Below are 13071 nucleotides of genomic sequence, written 5' to 3' on the forward strand. Positions count from 1 at the left end.
CTGTACTACCCCGTGAAGTCGATCGACGCGTTGAAACCCCACAGCATCAGCGTCAGCACCATGTCGATGGCCACGATCGCCACCGACGACGCACGTACCGCGCGACCGGACGCGATGCCGACGCCCTCGGGCCCGCCGGTGGCGAAGAAGCCGTAGTAGCTGTGGATCAGGATCACGACGGTCGCGAAGATCGCCACCTTGATCACCGCGGCGATCACGTCGAATCCGCAAACGAACTGGAAGAAGTAGTGGTCGTAGACACCGGCCGACTGGCCGTGGACCAGTGTGACGAGTCCGCGGCAGGCCAGATACGACAGGATCAGCCCGATCAGGAAGGTCGGCACGATCGAGACGGCGCCGGCGATCACCCGGGTGGTTACCACGAACGGGACCGACCGCAGGCCCAGGGCCTCGATCGCGTCGATCTCCTCCGAGATGCGCATCGAGCCGATCTCGGCGGTCATGCGACAGCCGGCCTGGGCGGCGAATCCGATGGCGGCCACGATCGGAGCCAGCTCGCGGGTGGTGGCGTAGGCCGAGACGATGCCCGAGACCGGGCCCATGCCCAGGATGTTCAGCATGGTGAAGGATTCGACGGCCACCGAGGCGCCCATCACCAGGCCGAGCACGATCATCATCGGCACCGTGCCGCCGCCGACGATCACCGACCCGCGTCCCCAGGTCATATCGGAGATGATGCGCAGCGTCTCGTCGCGATACCGCCTGAGCGTCAAGGGGATCGACGACAGCACCTGCCAGAGGAAGGCCAGGACGAAGCCCAGTCCCTCCACGCGAGCCAGCAGCAAGCCGCGGCGGCGATAGAAGCGCACGAAGTGGCTGAGCCCCTTGGGCATATAGGTCGAGATCGCCACGTCAGACCAGCCTCGTCGGCAGGAACATCTCGACCACCTGGGTCACGCCGAGATTGACGATCGCGATCGACACCACCGACAGCACCACGGCCGCGTTCACCGCATCGGCCACGCCGCGCGGGCCGCCCTTGGCCTCCAGTCCGCGCTGGCAGGCGATGATCACGACGAGAAATCCGAACAGCACGGCCTTGAGCAGCGAGACCCACACATCGGCGACGGTGGTGAAGGATCCGAAAGTGGCCCAATAACTTCCGGGGGTGACGTTCTGACCGCCGACGGCCACGGCATAGCCGGCGACGATGCCGACGAAGATGATCAGGATGTTCAGCAGCGGCGCGACGAGGATCATCGCCACCAGTCGCGGGATCACCAGCCGGTGAATCGGCGAGATGCCCATCGTGTTGAGCGCGTCGATCTCCTCGCGGATGGTGCGCGCGCCCAGATCGGCGGCGATCGCGGCCGCGCCCGCGCCGCCGAGCAGAAAGCCGGTGGCCAGCGGCGCGCCCTGTTTGATCACCCCGAGCCCGCCGGTCGCGCCGAGCAGCGAATCCGCGCCCAGGGTGTGGATGAGGTTGCCGACCTGCACCGAGACGATCACGCCGAACGGGATCGCGATCAGGATCGCGGGGATCGCGGTCACCGTCACCAGCCGCCACGCCTGCAGAATCGCTTCGCGCCACTGGAATTCGCGCCGCACGACGTCGGTGGCCGTGCCGGTCACCGATTCCCGGGCGATATCCACGGACCTGCCGAAGGTTCGCAGTGCGGACACGACGGTGTCCGAGAAATTCTTGCGAACGATACGAACAGCGGACGCGCCCGAGGAGGCCCGGGTCACCGGCGCCATGATCGGCGGGCCGCGTCCGGGCGGTGTGGCTCGAATTTCACAATCGTCTCTCCGTGATCGGCAACACTGCCAACACGAAGCTATCGGTTACAGCTAGTTACAGTAAAGCTGATCACGGTGTGAGGGTGACCGCTCCGAGGGGCGTTCGAAGTGCGGCGATAAATCCAGCTCACGTGCATGTTTTCTTAAGTGAACGCGAGTTCTGGAACCTGTTATCAGCAACGAACGGCTATCGCTATGACCCGCGTCACGTGTGACCGGCCACAAGGCGGTCACCAGAGACCGGGGACGAGCCGCCTCGTGCGAGCGCGGTAGTCCTCGTAGGAACGGCCCAGGGTGTCGACCATCGCCCGTTCTTCCACATCGATACGACGCAGAAATGCCAGGGTGGGCACGACGATCAGCAGCAGCAGCGAGATCCAGTTCCCCGCCGCGACACCGAAACCGATGGTGAGCAGCAGAACTCCGGTATAGGAGGGGTGCCGCACCCAGTGATACGGCCCGCGATCGACGACGGCCTGATCGGCATCGACCTCGACGGTGGTGCGAAAGGCCTCGCCCAGCACCGTGATCGCCCAGATTCGCACACCGAGCCCCACGACCATCAGCGCGACTCCGGCAACCTGCCAGACAACCTCGCGATGGGTGGTGAAGCGCAGATCGCTGTCGGCCGGCAAGGCGATCGAGACCACGTTCGCCACTGCGATCGATACGGCGACGACGATCATGATGGTGGTCCGGGTCCCGCGGTCGCGGACGGTGGATCCTTTGCGGCGCAATCGGTCCCGAATTGCCAATCCGATCTCGAAGAGCAACCAGATCCACGTCGTCACCACCGCGGCATTCACGACGACCCTCCCATGGGCTCGCGGCGGGACCGGGCGCCCGCCGGTACCGAATAAACCACCGCCACCGCGTCCGGCACATCGGGAAAGTCCCGGAGATCTCCCCCGATCTCATCCCAGGAGGCCTCGCGCCGTTCCGACAGAGCTGCGCAGTATTACTGTATTGATCCGACGGCGAACGGGCGTGCCGCGTGAAGGGGAGCCGATGACCGCCGAACTGATTCCGGGCGAGCTGACCCACGACGGCCGGCGGCGGAGCTTTCATCTGCGACCGCCCCGGGACCCGGACAGTCCGCTGATCGTCGCGTTGCACGGGAATATGGGACCGGATGCCGAGGGCGGCGGTCTGCTCATGCACGACTGGACCCGATTCGCCGATCACGCCGAGGAATGGGGTGTCGGTGTCGTCTATCCGGACGGCTGCCACGGCAGTTGGGCGGACGGCCGCGGCGTCACGGCCGCGGAGGAAAACGGGGTGGACGATGTGGGGTTCCTGCGCACCCTGATCGACTGGTGCGCGGAGAAGTTCCGGACCGCATCCGATCGAACGCTGGTGGCCGGCATTTCCAACGGCGCCTTCATGTCCCATCGTCTCGCGCTCGAATGCAGCGAACGGGTCGCCGTCTTCGCCGCGGTGGCCGGGGCACTGCCCGCCGATCTGACCGCGGTGCGGCCGACCCACGCGGTGTCGGCGATGCTGATCAACGGCGATGCCGATCCCCTGGTTCCGCTCGCCGGCGGCCATTCCCGCCACCGCGGGCCGGACGGCGAACCGCGCGGTCGGATTCTCGGCGCCGCCGCGACCGCCGAGCACTGGGCGAGCCTCGACCGATGCGCGGACGAACGAACTACCGTCACGACCGCCGGCTCACGACGCGTCACCGCCGCACACGGCATCGGCGATACCGCCGTGACGGCATGGACGGTAGTCGGCGGCGGTCACACCTGGCCGGGTGTCGCCGTCCCGGAGGAGTGGGCCGGTGCTCCCGGTGCGGTATCCACCCTGGAATTCGATGCCACCGTCGAAATCCACCACTTCGCCCGCCCGCTGCTGCGACCGGCGGCGCGGCGGCTACGTCCACCTCGGTCGGAGAAGGAGAACCGATGAGCATTCTCGGCAAACTGCTCGCCAATCGCCGCGCCGGTACATCGGAGCTGGCGTGGAATCAGCCGAACCTGAGCAGCGACACCGTCTTTCGGCTCACGAGTCCGGATTTCGAGCCGGAGACCACGCTCGACATCCGGCATGCCTCCCACCGAATCGGTGGCGCCGACGAGTCCCCGGCGCTGAACTGGAGCGGCGCGCCCGACGACGCGGCGGGCTTCCTGCTGGTCGTCGAGGATCCCGACGCTCCGATGCGGAAGCCGTTCGTCCATTGCGTCGCGCTCCTCGAGCCGTCGCTGCGGAGCTTGGCACGCAACGCATTACGTGCCGATACCACCGAGCCGGGGGTACGGGTGCTGCGCTCCGGTTTCGGCAGCGGGTACATGGGTCCCGCGCCGGTCAAAGGACACGGTCCGCACCGGTACGTCTTCCAGTTGTTCGCCCTCGGCGCGCCCCTCACCACAGCCGCGGGCAAACCTGTCGAGAACGCGAAACCCCGGGATGTGCTGGCGGCCGCGCAGGCCGTGGGCCGGGCCCGGATCGACGGTTTCTACGAACGTCGTTGAGGCTCAATCGCCGTTCGGCCGATAGCTGCGCAGGGCCTGCCGCAGTACCGCCAGTCGCTGGTCCCGAAAGTCCGTGCGGCCCTGTTCGATCGCGTCCAGTACGTCGAGGGCGGGGTCGGCACATGCCCAGAAGCGCAGCTTGTTCTCGGTGACGGGCTCGAGATCCCGTGCGCGACAGCGCTGGATCTCGCGCACGAAGTCGCGCCCCGCCTCCGGGTACAGATAGCAGAGGTCGTAGTCGGGATCGCCGATCTCCACATCGCCGAAGTCGATCAGGCCGCTGATCGCGCCGTCGGTGATCAACAGATGGTCCAGGCTCATATCGGCATGGATGAGGGTCGGTTCGAAGTCGAAGTTCGCGTCGTCGTCGAGATATCGCTGCCAGGCCGCGGACAACTCCTCGGCCTCGGCCGCGTCCAGCAACGGAAGCACCTCGGCGCGAACGGCCTTCAGATCCGCGGCGAAATCACCCCGCAGATCGGTGACCTCGATACCGAAGCTCCGTGCCCGGTCCACCGGAAACGAATGGATCAGATCGATCAACTCCGCGATCGTCCGCGCCGCGTCGGAGTGCAGCAATCCCCGCTCGGCCCATTCTTCTTCGTCGAGCGATTCGCCCGGTACCAGCGGATACACACAGAACTCGCCCGGCCCCAGCGGATTCGGCGCGGTGAACAGGAATTGCGGAATCGGCACCGGCAGCAACGGGGCCAATTCCGGAAGCAGACCGGCCTCGCGCGCGATTCCTTCCGCGCCGTGCGGGTCCTGGGGCAGACGCAACACGTAGGGCTGTCCCGCCCAATCCAGCTGCAGCGCAACGCTGTCCAGCCCGGCGCCCAGCAGACACAGTGAACCACTCGCCAACTCCGGCCGGGGCGAGCCGGCGAGGGCGCCGCGTACCCGGTCCTGCCAGCCGGGGGGAAGTTCCACGCTCGCGCGCATATCCATGTCCGAATCGTAGAACCGGTGTCCACCGGTTATCGCCGGGCGGCGATCGGCGCACGCCGGGCGGCCGGGATGACGGCCGTCTAAGATCGGCGGCGTGCCGGAATCCGGGAGCTCAGTACCCGCCTCGGTCCAGGTGTGGCGGGCGTTGCAGCGGGTGTACGTCGACCTGCGCCCGGAGCTGGATGCCCAACTGCGTCGCGGCTACGGCATGCCCGCCAGCTGGTACGACATGCTCGTGGAACTCGCGGGCACGCCGCGTCTGCGGATGAGCGACCTCGGCGCGACCATGGTGCTCAGTCGCACCCGGGTGAGCCGCCTGGTCACCGAACTGGAGGCGCGCGGCCTGGTCACCCGCGAAACCAATCCCGCGGACGGCCGATCGGCGTACGTCGCCATCACCGTGGCCGGGCGGCAGCGGTTGCACGAGGCCACCCCCCACCATCACGCGGTCGTCGACCAGCATTTCGCCGGTCTGGGCGCCGACGAACTCGGCGCTCTCGCCACCGCCCTGCACAAGGTGCTCGCCGAGGACAATCCGTGACCCGCTGGCGCACAATGGACCGATGTCCGCTCTCTCGACGGTGCTCGATCCGCTTCGGCACACCGCCGGCTATGCCCGCTACTTCCTGAACAAGAGCGCGCGCGACCGCGAGGATGCGCAGGCATTGCGCGAGCTCGAAGCCCGGCCGCTGACGCTGCCCGCCGGTCTCGAACTGGAATGGCTGGGCACCGCCGGGTATCGGATGACCTACGAGGGCGCGACACTGCTCGTCGATCCGTTCCTCACCCGGGTGCCGTTGTCGACGGTGGTGCGCCGCCGCACCGCGCTTCCCGACCCCGCGTCGATCGACCGCTTCCTGACAGGCCTCGGTGACGTATCGGGAATTGTTGTCGGACACGGCCATTGGGACCACGCGCTGGACGCTCCCGAGCTCGCGCGCCGTTTCGGCTGCCCGGTCTACGGCTCACGGTCGGTGCGCAATCTCATGGCCCTGCACGGACTCGGCGAACGGGGTGTGGAGGTGGAGCCGTACCGCCGCTACGAACTCGGACCGTTCACGGTGACCTTCGTGCCGAGCGTGCATGCGAAGATCCCCTTTCGGCACCCGGATCCCCTCCCCCGGCGACACCAGCTGCGAATCCCTGGCCGCGCTGGCGCCGATGGCGTACGGCTGCGGACAGACCTGGGGCATCCACATCGCGGTGGCCGGTATCGAGATCTACCACCAGGGCAGCGCCGATCTCATCGATGACGCGATCCGGCACCGCGAGGTCGACATCTTCCTCGCCGGAGTGGCCGGACGGTCGGTGACGCCGGACTACTGGCACCGGATCCTGACGCGGCTGCGCCCCGCCACCGTCGTGCCGATGCACTACGACGATTTCCTCCGGCCGCTGGACGCGCCCATGGGCTTCACGGTCGATATCGCCCTGGCCGCGGTGCCCGACGAGATCGGCGCCGTGAGTCGCGCGATCGACGTGGTCGCCCTGCCGGCTCTCAGTCCTCGCGAACCGGACGCCCGATGAGCAGATGAGCCGGAATCGGCTGCCGGTCGATCTGCCGGTGTTCGACCGCCAGCCCTGCTCGTTGCAGCGCGCCCGATACCTCGTCGACCGGCCGCAGCCGGAAGCCGTGCGCGGTGAACGGCATCTTCGCCATCGCCGCCGGATCTCCGATGCCGACCACCACCCGGCCACCCGGGCGCAGCACCCGAGCCAGCTCCGCGCAAGCCCGGTCCAGATCGTCGATGAAATAGACGGTATTCACCGTGATCACCGCATCCAGGCTCGCCGATGCGAGCGGCAGTTCGGTGAGCGCGCCTTCCACGATCCGCAACCGGCCGGTGCCGATATCGCGGGCGAAGCGAGAACGGGCACGCGCCGACATATCCGGAGAGATCTCCACGCCGTGCACGGTCCCCGCCTCCCCGACGGTGCGCAACAGGATCGACAGCCCCACGCCGCCACCGAAGCCGATATCGGCCGCGGCCTGTCCCGCGCCCACCTCGGCCGCCTCGACCGCGGCGTCGATGGCGAAGCGATTGGCCCGGTTCAGCATCCGCGCCACCACCTTGCCCAGCACCCCGTGCGGATTGCCCAGCTGTTCGGCGACCGTGGACATAGCGCGTGTGACAAGGGAATTCATGGCACGCATGCTACCGATCCGGGCTCGCCTGGGCGGCGGACGCGGCTCGCCTGCGGCGCAGGTCCACCACCCGGCCCGCTCGGCGGCCTACTCTGCATCCGTGAACGACTCCGACAATGTGCGCGACTCCGGAAGCTGGAAGCATCCGCACGAACCCCACGGCGGCGGTTTCGCCTCCCGGCTGAACTGGTTGCGGGCCGGAGTGCTGGGCGCCAACGACGGCATCGTGTCGACCGCGGGCCTGGTGGTGGGCGTCGCCTCGGCCACCGCGGCCACCACGCCCATCCTCACCGCCGGTGTGGCCGGGCTGGTCGCGGGTGCGCTGTCGATGGCTGCCGGCGAATACGTCTCGGTCAGCACCCAGCGCGACAGCGAACGTGCCCTGCTCTCGCTGGAGAAGCGGGAGCTCGCCGAAGATCCCGATTACGAACTGACCGAGTTGACCGAGATCTATCGGCACAAAGGACTGTCGGAGGCGACCGCGCGGCAGGTCGCGCAGGAGTTGACCGCCCACGATGCCTTCGCCGCGCACGCCGAGGCGGAATTGGGTCTGGACCCGAACGAGCTGACCAACCCGTGGCAGGCCGCGTTCTCCTCCGCGCTGGCGTTCACCTGCGGCGCCCTGTTGCCGCTGCTGGCGATTCTGCTGCCGCCGGCGAACTGGCGCATTCCGGTGACCTTCGCCGCCGTGCTGGTGGCGCTGGCCGCGACCGGATCGCTGAGCGCGCGCCTCGGCGGCAGCAATCGACGCCGGGCCGTGCTCCGGGTGGTGATCGGTGGTGCGCTGGCCATGATCGTGACCTACGGTATCGGCCAGATTCCGGGCGTATCCAGCGGCTAGTCGCGGATTCGATTGTCGCGCACGATGATTCCCGCCGCCCGCGCGAAGGCGGGCGCCATCTCCATCAGCTGGGGTGTGGTGATGATCGCCCCCTTCAGCGTTCCGATATCGGCGATGAGGTCCAGGGCGGTCGCGCCCCGCAGGTCCACGTCCTTCAAGGTGGCCCCGTGCAGGGCGACGCCTTCGAGCCGCGATCCGGGAAAGTCGACCTTCCGAAGTGTGGCGGCGGAGAAGTCGGTATCGCGAAACACGCAGTCGGCGAAGGTCACGTCCTGCAGTGTGGCCGCACGGAAGTTCACCGATTCGAATTTGCACCCCTCGAACCGGATGCGACGCAGCTGCGCGTCGACGGCGATGACTCCCGACCACGCGGAGTCGACGAATTCGGCATTCAGCCACCGAGTTTCGCAGGCGTCGATCCCGATCCACCGCACCCCGCGCAGCCAGACGTCGTCGAATCGGCAGTGATTCAGGCTGCCGCCGCCGAGGACCACACCGGTCAGCGCCGACTCGCTGAACCAGGAGCCGCCCGCCGACACCTCGTCGAGGGACGTGGCGTCGAGGTGGACCCGCTCGTACTCGGTGTCGGGTGCGAGCGGTTCCAGCAGCGGCGTCAGACTCGGGGCATACGGCAGATCGGCGAGGTCGCGAGGCATTCCTGCACCCTAGACATGCGCACCGACAGGCCCGCGGCGGCTCACTTCACGAATTGGTGGTCGGTGCGCACCCTCCCGTCGGTGTCGAAGGTCAGCACCTCGAGTCCGGATCCGGCGACCGTGCCGTCCGCGCGCGAACGCATCACCCAGGTCAGGGCCACGGCGGCCCCGGCGTGCCGAACCGGCTCGCCCTCGGGCTCGAAGACATGCTCACCGTCGGCGACGAACATGTCGTATGCCCGGGTGACACGGGTGAACATCGCGTCGTAGCCGCGGACCTCGATCGCCGGAGCGGCGACCCCGTAGTGGCGGGCGGTGTCGCGAATGCCCTCGGGCGGATTGACCATGACCTGATAGCCGTCCTCGGCCCAGACCTCGCGGATCAGCGCGCGACGCCGGTCGGCATCGGGTTCGTTCCACTGGCCGACCCAGCGGTCGAGCAGATTCTTCAATTCGATATCGGTGGGTTCGTAGCTCATGCCGCCGAGTCTGTCCGCCGGCCCGCACTCGCGCGATTCCCTCCAGGGTATGGCGGAGCGCCACGCCTAGGCCGACGATGATCCCATGACGACAGTCGCGCAACCGGGACCCTTCGCGCAGGAACTGCGACGCTGGCGGGGGCTGCGGCGGTGGAGCCAGCTCGACCTGGCCATCCGCGCCGATACCACGCAGCGCCACCTCAGCTATCTCGAACAGGGCCGCTCCCGGCCGGGCCGATCCATCGTGCTGCGGCTGGCGGAATCACTGGAACTGTCGCTGCGCGAACGCAATGCGCTGCTGGCGACGGCCGGCTACGCCCCCGCCTACGACGAATCCGGTGTGGACGCACCGCAATTGGCTCCGGTGCGCGCGGCGCTGCGCACGATCCTGTCCGGGCATATGCCCTATCCGGCGCTGATCGCCGACCGCTACGGATGTTTGATCGAAGCGAACGCCGCGTTCGACGTCTTCACCGAGGGCTGTGCGCCCGAACTGCTCATCGCGCCGATCAATGTGCGCCGCTTGGCATTACATCCGGACGGCTTGGCGCCTCGGGTGGTCAACTTCGCCGAATGGGGCCGACATGTCACCGAATCCATGCGGGCACGCAACCGCCACTCACCGGATCCGCGCGCCGAGGAACTGGTCGCCGAATTCGAGAGCTACCTCCCGGACACCGACCCCGGGCCCGGCTATCTCGGCTTCGCGGTGCCGCTGCGACTGCGCGGGGAGGCCGGCGAGTTGCGTTTGATCACCACACTGACCTCGTTCGCCACCGCCACCGACGTCTCGCTGGCGGAACTGCATCTGGAGGCCTTCCTGCCCGCCGACGAATCCACCGCGGAACTGCTCCGCCGGCGCGCCGGGTGACCGATCGCGCTCGACCGGCCGGCGCCGAAACCTACTGCACCGGTTCGAAATCCATGCGGCCGTCTTCGGTCACCGCGTAGATGCCCGAGGCCAGATCCAGCGCGACCACGGTCCGTGCCGCGGCCTCGGCGATATGAATGCGCGGCGGATCGGGCCGGTCCGCGTCCTCCGGATAGTAGGTTCCGGGACCGTAGAACTGGCCGTAGCGCAGGACGACGCCACCGATCCCGAGCACCGCATCCTCGAGGAACTGCTTGGCGGCCTGTCCCTCTCCGGTCATCTCCCACGCGACGCTCTGGGCGAGAAAGCGTTTCGCACCCGCTGCCTGTGCCGCGGCGATCAAATTCGCGGTGCCCTCGCGGCGCATCCGCGAATTCGCCGCCCGTCCGGCGGGCAGATCGGCGGGATCGTCGGGCAGGTCGGTGAGCTGGTGCATCACCAGATCGGGCGCGAAATCGCGTACCGCCTGTTCCAGCGCCGCCGCGTCGTAGACATCGCAGACGACCGGCCGCGCACCGAAGCCGGTCAGCATCGACGTCTTCGACTCCGAGCGCGTGAGCCCGGCTACCTCGAACCCGGCCGAGACCAGCAGAGGTGTCAATCTGGCGCCCAGCACTCCGGTCGCGCCCGCCACAAAGATCCGCACGACGAATCACGATAACCGCCCGACTCCGGTCGGCCGGTCCGACACTCTCGACTGCGCGGTGCGTGCGCTCCTTCGTTCGTCTCCCTCTTGCCCAGTCATACTCGTCGACGTATATTCGTAGACGAGTAAGGAGGTGTGGGCAATGCCCGAGAAGCGGAAAGTCGCCAATCTGCTGGCCTTGGCGGTCCTGGCGACGCTGATCGAACGTCCCATGCACCGCTACGAGATCGCGGCCCAGATGCGCGAACGCGGCAAGGACCGCGATATGGACATCAAATGGGGTTCGCTCTACACGGTTGTGCAGAATCTCGAGAAGCACGGATTCGTCGAGGTCATCGGCAGCGAGCGCGACGGCGCCCGGCCCGAGCGGACGATCTACCGGCTCACCGACGCCGGCCGCGCCGAGGCCGAGGACTGGATCCGGGAACTGATCTCGACCCCCGAACCCGAACCCCATCGGTTCGTGGCGGGCTTGTCCGTCGTAGCCCTGCTGCCGCCGGACGAGGTGATCACACTGCTCGACGAGCGCACCCGGCTGCTCGCGGCGGAGATCACCGAGCGCCGCCGCGAAATCGAGGAGCAGACACGATTTCTGCCGCGGCTCTTCCTGGTCGAGGCCGAATTCGGCGTGGCGATGCTCGAGGCCGAGGCGGCCTGGGTCGCCGAACTGCGTACGGAACTCGTCTCCGGCACCTTCCCCGACATCGATTTCTGGCGGCGCGCCCACTCGGAACAGATTCCGCCCGCCGAGGTCGCCGCGATGGTGGAAGGAGGGACGTTCCGACAGCCGACCGACGACTGATCCACGCTACGACAATCCACCGACGAACCGGGCCCGGCGCAGTGCGGCAACACCGCGCCGAGCTCGATCCACTTACCTCTCGAACCGCATTCACGCAGGCGAACCCAGCCCGAGTATGGCAACTTCAGGATAACTGGGCAGCGCGTGCGCGGATCGGATCGGGTTCATCCACTCGAGGAGATTTCCCATGTCCGCAGTCACATCCGCCCTCGTCATCGGCGGCGGTGTCGCCGGCCCCGTCGCCGCCACCGCCCTGCGCAAGGCCGGAATCGAGGCGACCGTCTACGAGGCCTATCCGGGACCGGCCTACAACATCGGCAGCGCCCTGGGTTTCGCACCCAACGGCCTGGCCGCCCTGGACACCATCGGCGCCGGCGATGCCGTGCGGGCCGTCGCTCTGCCGATCACTCGCACCGTGATGTCGTTGGGCCACAAAGATATCGAGCTGCCGACGGCCGCCGGCCTGGAACCGCTGCACGCGATCGATCGCAGCGCCCTGCATCAGGTCCTGCACGATCATGCCGTCGACACCGGCGTGGCGGTCGAATACTCCAAGCGCCTGGTCGGCGTCGAGGAACATCGCGACGGCGTGACCGCCCGGTTCGCCGACGGCTCCACCGCCACCGCCGACATCCTCGTCGGCGCCGACGGCATCAAGTCGCGCGTGCGCACGCTCATCGATCCGAACGCCCCGGGCGCCGACTACACCGGCATGCTCGGTTTCGGCGCCTACACCGCATGCTCGCATCCGGTCACCCCGGAGACCATGGTGTTCGCCTACGGTCGCAACGCCTACTACCTGTATTGGTCGATGCCCGACGGCCGGATCGCCTGGGGCGCCAATCTGCCCCACAAGCAGTATCTTTCGCTGACCGAGGCGCGGGAGGTCCCGGCCGAACGGTGGTTGCGGACCCTGCGCGAGGTCTACGGCGAGGACACCCCCGGCGCCGAACTGGTTCGCAACACCCGGCCGGAAGAGTTGGTCGTCACCGGCGGCCTGCACATCATGCCGCCGGTGCCGCACTGGTATCGCGATCGCATGGTGCTGGTCGGCGACGCGGTGCACGCGCCGTCCAACAGCACCGGCCAGGGAGCGTCGATGGCGATCGAGAGCGCGGTGCAACTCGCTCGCTGTCTGCGCGATTTCGATTCACCGGCAACGGCTTTCGCCGCCTACGAACGGATCCGTCGTCCCCGGGTGGAGAAGGTGGCGGCCCGGGGAGCCAAGATCAACCAGTCGAAGACCGTCGGCCCGGTGATGCGCCGGATGATGCCGCTGGTCATGCCGCTGGCGACCAAACTCTTCAAAATGGAGGAGGTCATGGCCCGCGAACAGAGCTACACCATCGACTGGGACGCGCCGGTCGACGAGCGCGCGGAACTCGCTGTCGCGTGAGCGTATTCACCTGGAGGGCAAGGTAATCGAGCCCGAGCGCCGCGGCCGGCG

At 67.9% G+C, this 13071-nt stretch carries 17 protein-coding genes; 9 read left to right on the top strand and 8 right to left on the bottom strand.

The window, feature by feature from the left end:
* Positions 1-5: 5 nt before the first annotated feature.
* The 3 genes from A5789_RS24100 to A5789_RS24110 form a co-directional block, all read right to left on the bottom strand.
* On the bottom strand, positions 6-872 hold the full coding sequence (locus A5789_RS24100) for an ABC transporter permease (protein WP_064903047.1): 867 nt from the start codon (positions 870-872) through the stop codon (positions 6-8).
* 1 nt (position 873) lies between these two features.
* Entirely contained in the window at positions 874-1719 is an 846-nt protein-coding gene (locus A5789_RS24105; RefSeq protein ID WP_064922696.1) for an ABC transporter permease, read from the bottom strand.
* A gap of 272 nt (positions 1720-1991) precedes the next feature.
* Entirely contained in the window at positions 1992-2567 is a 576-nt protein-coding gene (locus A5789_RS24110) for an isoprenylcysteine carboxylmethyltransferase family protein (protein ID WP_064903051.1), read from the bottom strand.
* Between the two features lie 202 nt (positions 2568-2769).
* Here A5789_RS24110 and A5789_RS24115 point away from each other — a divergent pair, with 202 nt between their 5' ends.
* A complete protein-coding gene (locus A5789_RS24115) occupies positions 2770-3672 on the top strand; it encodes a PHB depolymerase family esterase (protein WP_064903053.1) in 903 nt (300 codons plus the stop codon).
* Positions 3669-4235 carry a YbhB/YbcL family Raf kinase inhibitor-like protein gene (locus A5789_RS24120; RefSeq protein ID WP_063012187.1) on the top strand — a complete coding sequence of 189 codons (567 nt, stop codon included), beginning with the start codon at positions 3669-3671 and terminating at the stop codon, positions 4233-4235. Before A5789_RS24115 ends, A5789_RS24120 begins: the two co-directional genes overlap by 4 nt.
* Before the next feature lie 3 nt (positions 4236-4238).
* Here A5789_RS24120 and A5789_RS24125 read toward each other — a convergent pair whose 3' ends face one another.
* Positions 4239-5183, bottom strand: a complete 945-nt coding sequence (locus tag A5789_RS24125; RefSeq protein ID WP_064903054.1) for a phosphotransferase — start codon at positions 5181-5183, stop codon at positions 4239-4241.
* Positions 5184-5277: 94 nt separating this feature from the next.
* Here A5789_RS24125 and A5789_RS24130 point away from each other — a divergent pair, with 94 nt between their 5' ends.
* The 3 genes from A5789_RS24130 to A5789_RS38060 are packed head-to-tail and all read left to right on the top strand — an operon-like array spanning position 5278 to position 6710.
* Positions 5278-5724: a MarR family winged helix-turn-helix transcriptional regulator gene (locus A5789_RS24130; protein WP_063910718.1), complete on the top strand. Its 447-nt coding sequence runs from the start codon at positions 5278-5280 to the stop codon at positions 5722-5724.
* 22 nt (positions 5725-5746) lie between these two features.
* A complete protein-coding gene (locus A5789_RS24135) occupies positions 5747-6436 on the top strand; it encodes an MBL fold metallo-hydrolase (RefSeq protein WP_227462668.1) in 690 nt (229 codons plus the stop codon).
* Positions 6387-6710, top strand: coding sequence for an MBL fold metallo-hydrolase (locus A5789_RS38060; RefSeq protein ID WP_231953337.1), 324 nt, complete (start codon positions 6387-6389; stop codon positions 6708-6710). Before A5789_RS24135 ends, A5789_RS38060 begins: the two co-directional genes overlap by 50 nt.
* On the opposite strand, the gene A5789_RS24140 is transcribed toward A5789_RS38060, so the two are convergent.
* A complete protein-coding gene (locus A5789_RS24140; RefSeq protein WP_063012193.1) occupies positions 6682-7329 on the bottom strand; it encodes a class I SAM-dependent methyltransferase in 648 nt (215 codons plus the stop codon). The genes A5789_RS38060 and A5789_RS24140 overlap by 29 nt on opposite strands.
* Before the next feature lie 100 nt (positions 7330-7429).
* Here A5789_RS24140 and A5789_RS24145 point away from each other — a divergent pair, with 100 nt between their 5' ends.
* A complete protein-coding gene (locus A5789_RS24145; RefSeq protein WP_036524962.1) occupies positions 7430-8170 on the top strand; it encodes a VIT family protein in 741 nt (246 codons plus the stop codon).
* Here A5789_RS24145 and A5789_RS24150 read toward each other — a convergent pair.
* Positions 8167-8826 (bottom strand): pentapeptide repeat-containing protein, encoded by a 660-nt coding sequence (locus tag A5789_RS24150; RefSeq protein WP_063012195.1) that lies wholly within the window; start codon positions 8824-8826, stop codon positions 8167-8169. The genes A5789_RS24145 and A5789_RS24150 overlap by 4 nt on opposite strands.
* Before the next feature lie 41 nt (positions 8827-8867).
* Positions 8868-9305 carry a hypothetical protein gene (locus A5789_RS24155; RefSeq protein ID WP_063012197.1) on the bottom strand — a complete coding sequence of 146 codons (438 nt, stop codon included), beginning with the start codon at positions 9303-9305 and terminating at the stop codon, positions 8868-8870.
* An 85-nt stretch (positions 9306-9390) separates the two neighbouring features.
* Here A5789_RS24155 and A5789_RS24160 point away from each other — a divergent pair, with 85 nt between their 5' ends.
* A complete protein-coding gene (locus A5789_RS24160; protein WP_064906771.1) occupies positions 9391-10176 on the top strand; it encodes a helix-turn-helix domain-containing protein in 786 nt (261 codons plus the stop codon).
* 31 nt (positions 10177-10207) lie between these two features.
* Here A5789_RS24160 and A5789_RS24165 read toward each other — a convergent pair whose 3' ends face one another.
* Positions 10208-10822 carry an NAD(P)-dependent oxidoreductase gene (locus A5789_RS24165; protein ID WP_064906770.1) on the bottom strand — a complete coding sequence of 205 codons (615 nt, stop codon included), beginning with the start codon at positions 10820-10822 and terminating at the stop codon, positions 10208-10210.
* A 142-nt stretch (positions 10823-10964) separates the two neighbouring features.
* Here A5789_RS24165 and A5789_RS24170 point away from each other — a divergent pair, with 142 nt between their 5' ends.
* Together A5789_RS24170 and A5789_RS24175 are read left to right on the top strand one after the other, a co-directional pair.
* Positions 10965-11624: a PadR family transcriptional regulator gene (locus tag A5789_RS24170; RefSeq protein ID WP_064906769.1), complete on the top strand. Its 660-nt coding sequence runs from the start codon at positions 10965-10967 to the stop codon at positions 11622-11624.
* 187 nt (positions 11625-11811) lie between these two features.
* A complete protein-coding gene (locus tag A5789_RS24175) occupies positions 11812-13020 on the top strand; it encodes an FAD-dependent monooxygenase (protein ID WP_063012203.1) in 1209 nt (402 codons plus the stop codon).
* Positions 13021-13071 lie beyond the last annotated feature (51 nt).

This window comes from Nocardia sp. 852002-51101_SCH5132738, assembly GCF_001665695.1.
Classification (GTDB): Bacteria; Actinomycetota; Actinomycetes; order Mycobacteriales; family Mycobacteriaceae; genus Nocardia; species Nocardia nova.

What these genes read in the sequence shown, in the direction of transcription:
- A5789_RS24105 (WP_064922696.1), bottom strand. Translation starts at nt 1,719, where the DNA reads ATGGCGCCGGTGACCCGGGCCTCCTCGGGCGCGTCCGCTGTTCGTATC.
- A5789_RS24115 (WP_064903053.1), top strand. Translation starts at nt 2,770, where the DNA reads ATGACCGCCGAACTGATTCCGGGCGAGCTGACCCACGACGGCCGGCGG.
- A5789_RS24120 (WP_063012187.1), top strand. Translation starts at nt 3,669, where the DNA reads ATGAGCATTCTCGGCAAACTGCTCGCCAATCGCCGCGCCGGTACATCG.
- A5789_RS24125 (WP_064903054.1), bottom strand. Translation starts at nt 5,183, where the DNA reads ATGGATATGCGCGCGAGCGTGGAACTTCCCCCCGGCTGGCAGGACCGG.
- A5789_RS24135 (WP_227462668.1), top strand. Translation starts at nt 5,747, where the DNA reads ATGTCCGCTCTCTCGACGGTGCTCGATCCGCTTCGGCACACCGCCGGC.
- A5789_RS24140 (WP_063012193.1), bottom strand. Translation starts at nt 7,329, where the DNA reads ATGAATTCCCTTGTCACACGCGCTATGTCCACGGTCGCCGAACAGCTG.
- A5789_RS24150 (WP_063012195.1), bottom strand. Translation starts at nt 8,826, where the DNA reads ATGCCTCGCGACCTCGCCGATCTGCCGTATGCCCCGAGTCTGACGCCG.
- A5789_RS24155 (WP_063012197.1), bottom strand. Translation starts at nt 9,305, where the DNA reads ATGAGCTACGAACCCACCGATATCGAATTGAAGAATCTGCTCGACCGC.
- A5789_RS24160 (WP_064906771.1), top strand. Translation starts at nt 9,391, where the DNA reads ATGACGACAGTCGCGCAACCGGGACCCTTCGCGCAGGAACTGCGACGC.
- A5789_RS24170 (WP_064906769.1), top strand. Translation starts at nt 10,965, where the DNA reads ATGCCCGAGAAGCGGAAAGTCGCCAATCTGCTGGCCTTGGCGGTCCTG.
- A5789_RS24175 (WP_063012203.1), top strand. Translation starts at nt 11,812, where the DNA reads ATGTCCGCAGTCACATCCGCCCTCGTCATCGGCGGCGGTGTCGCCGGC.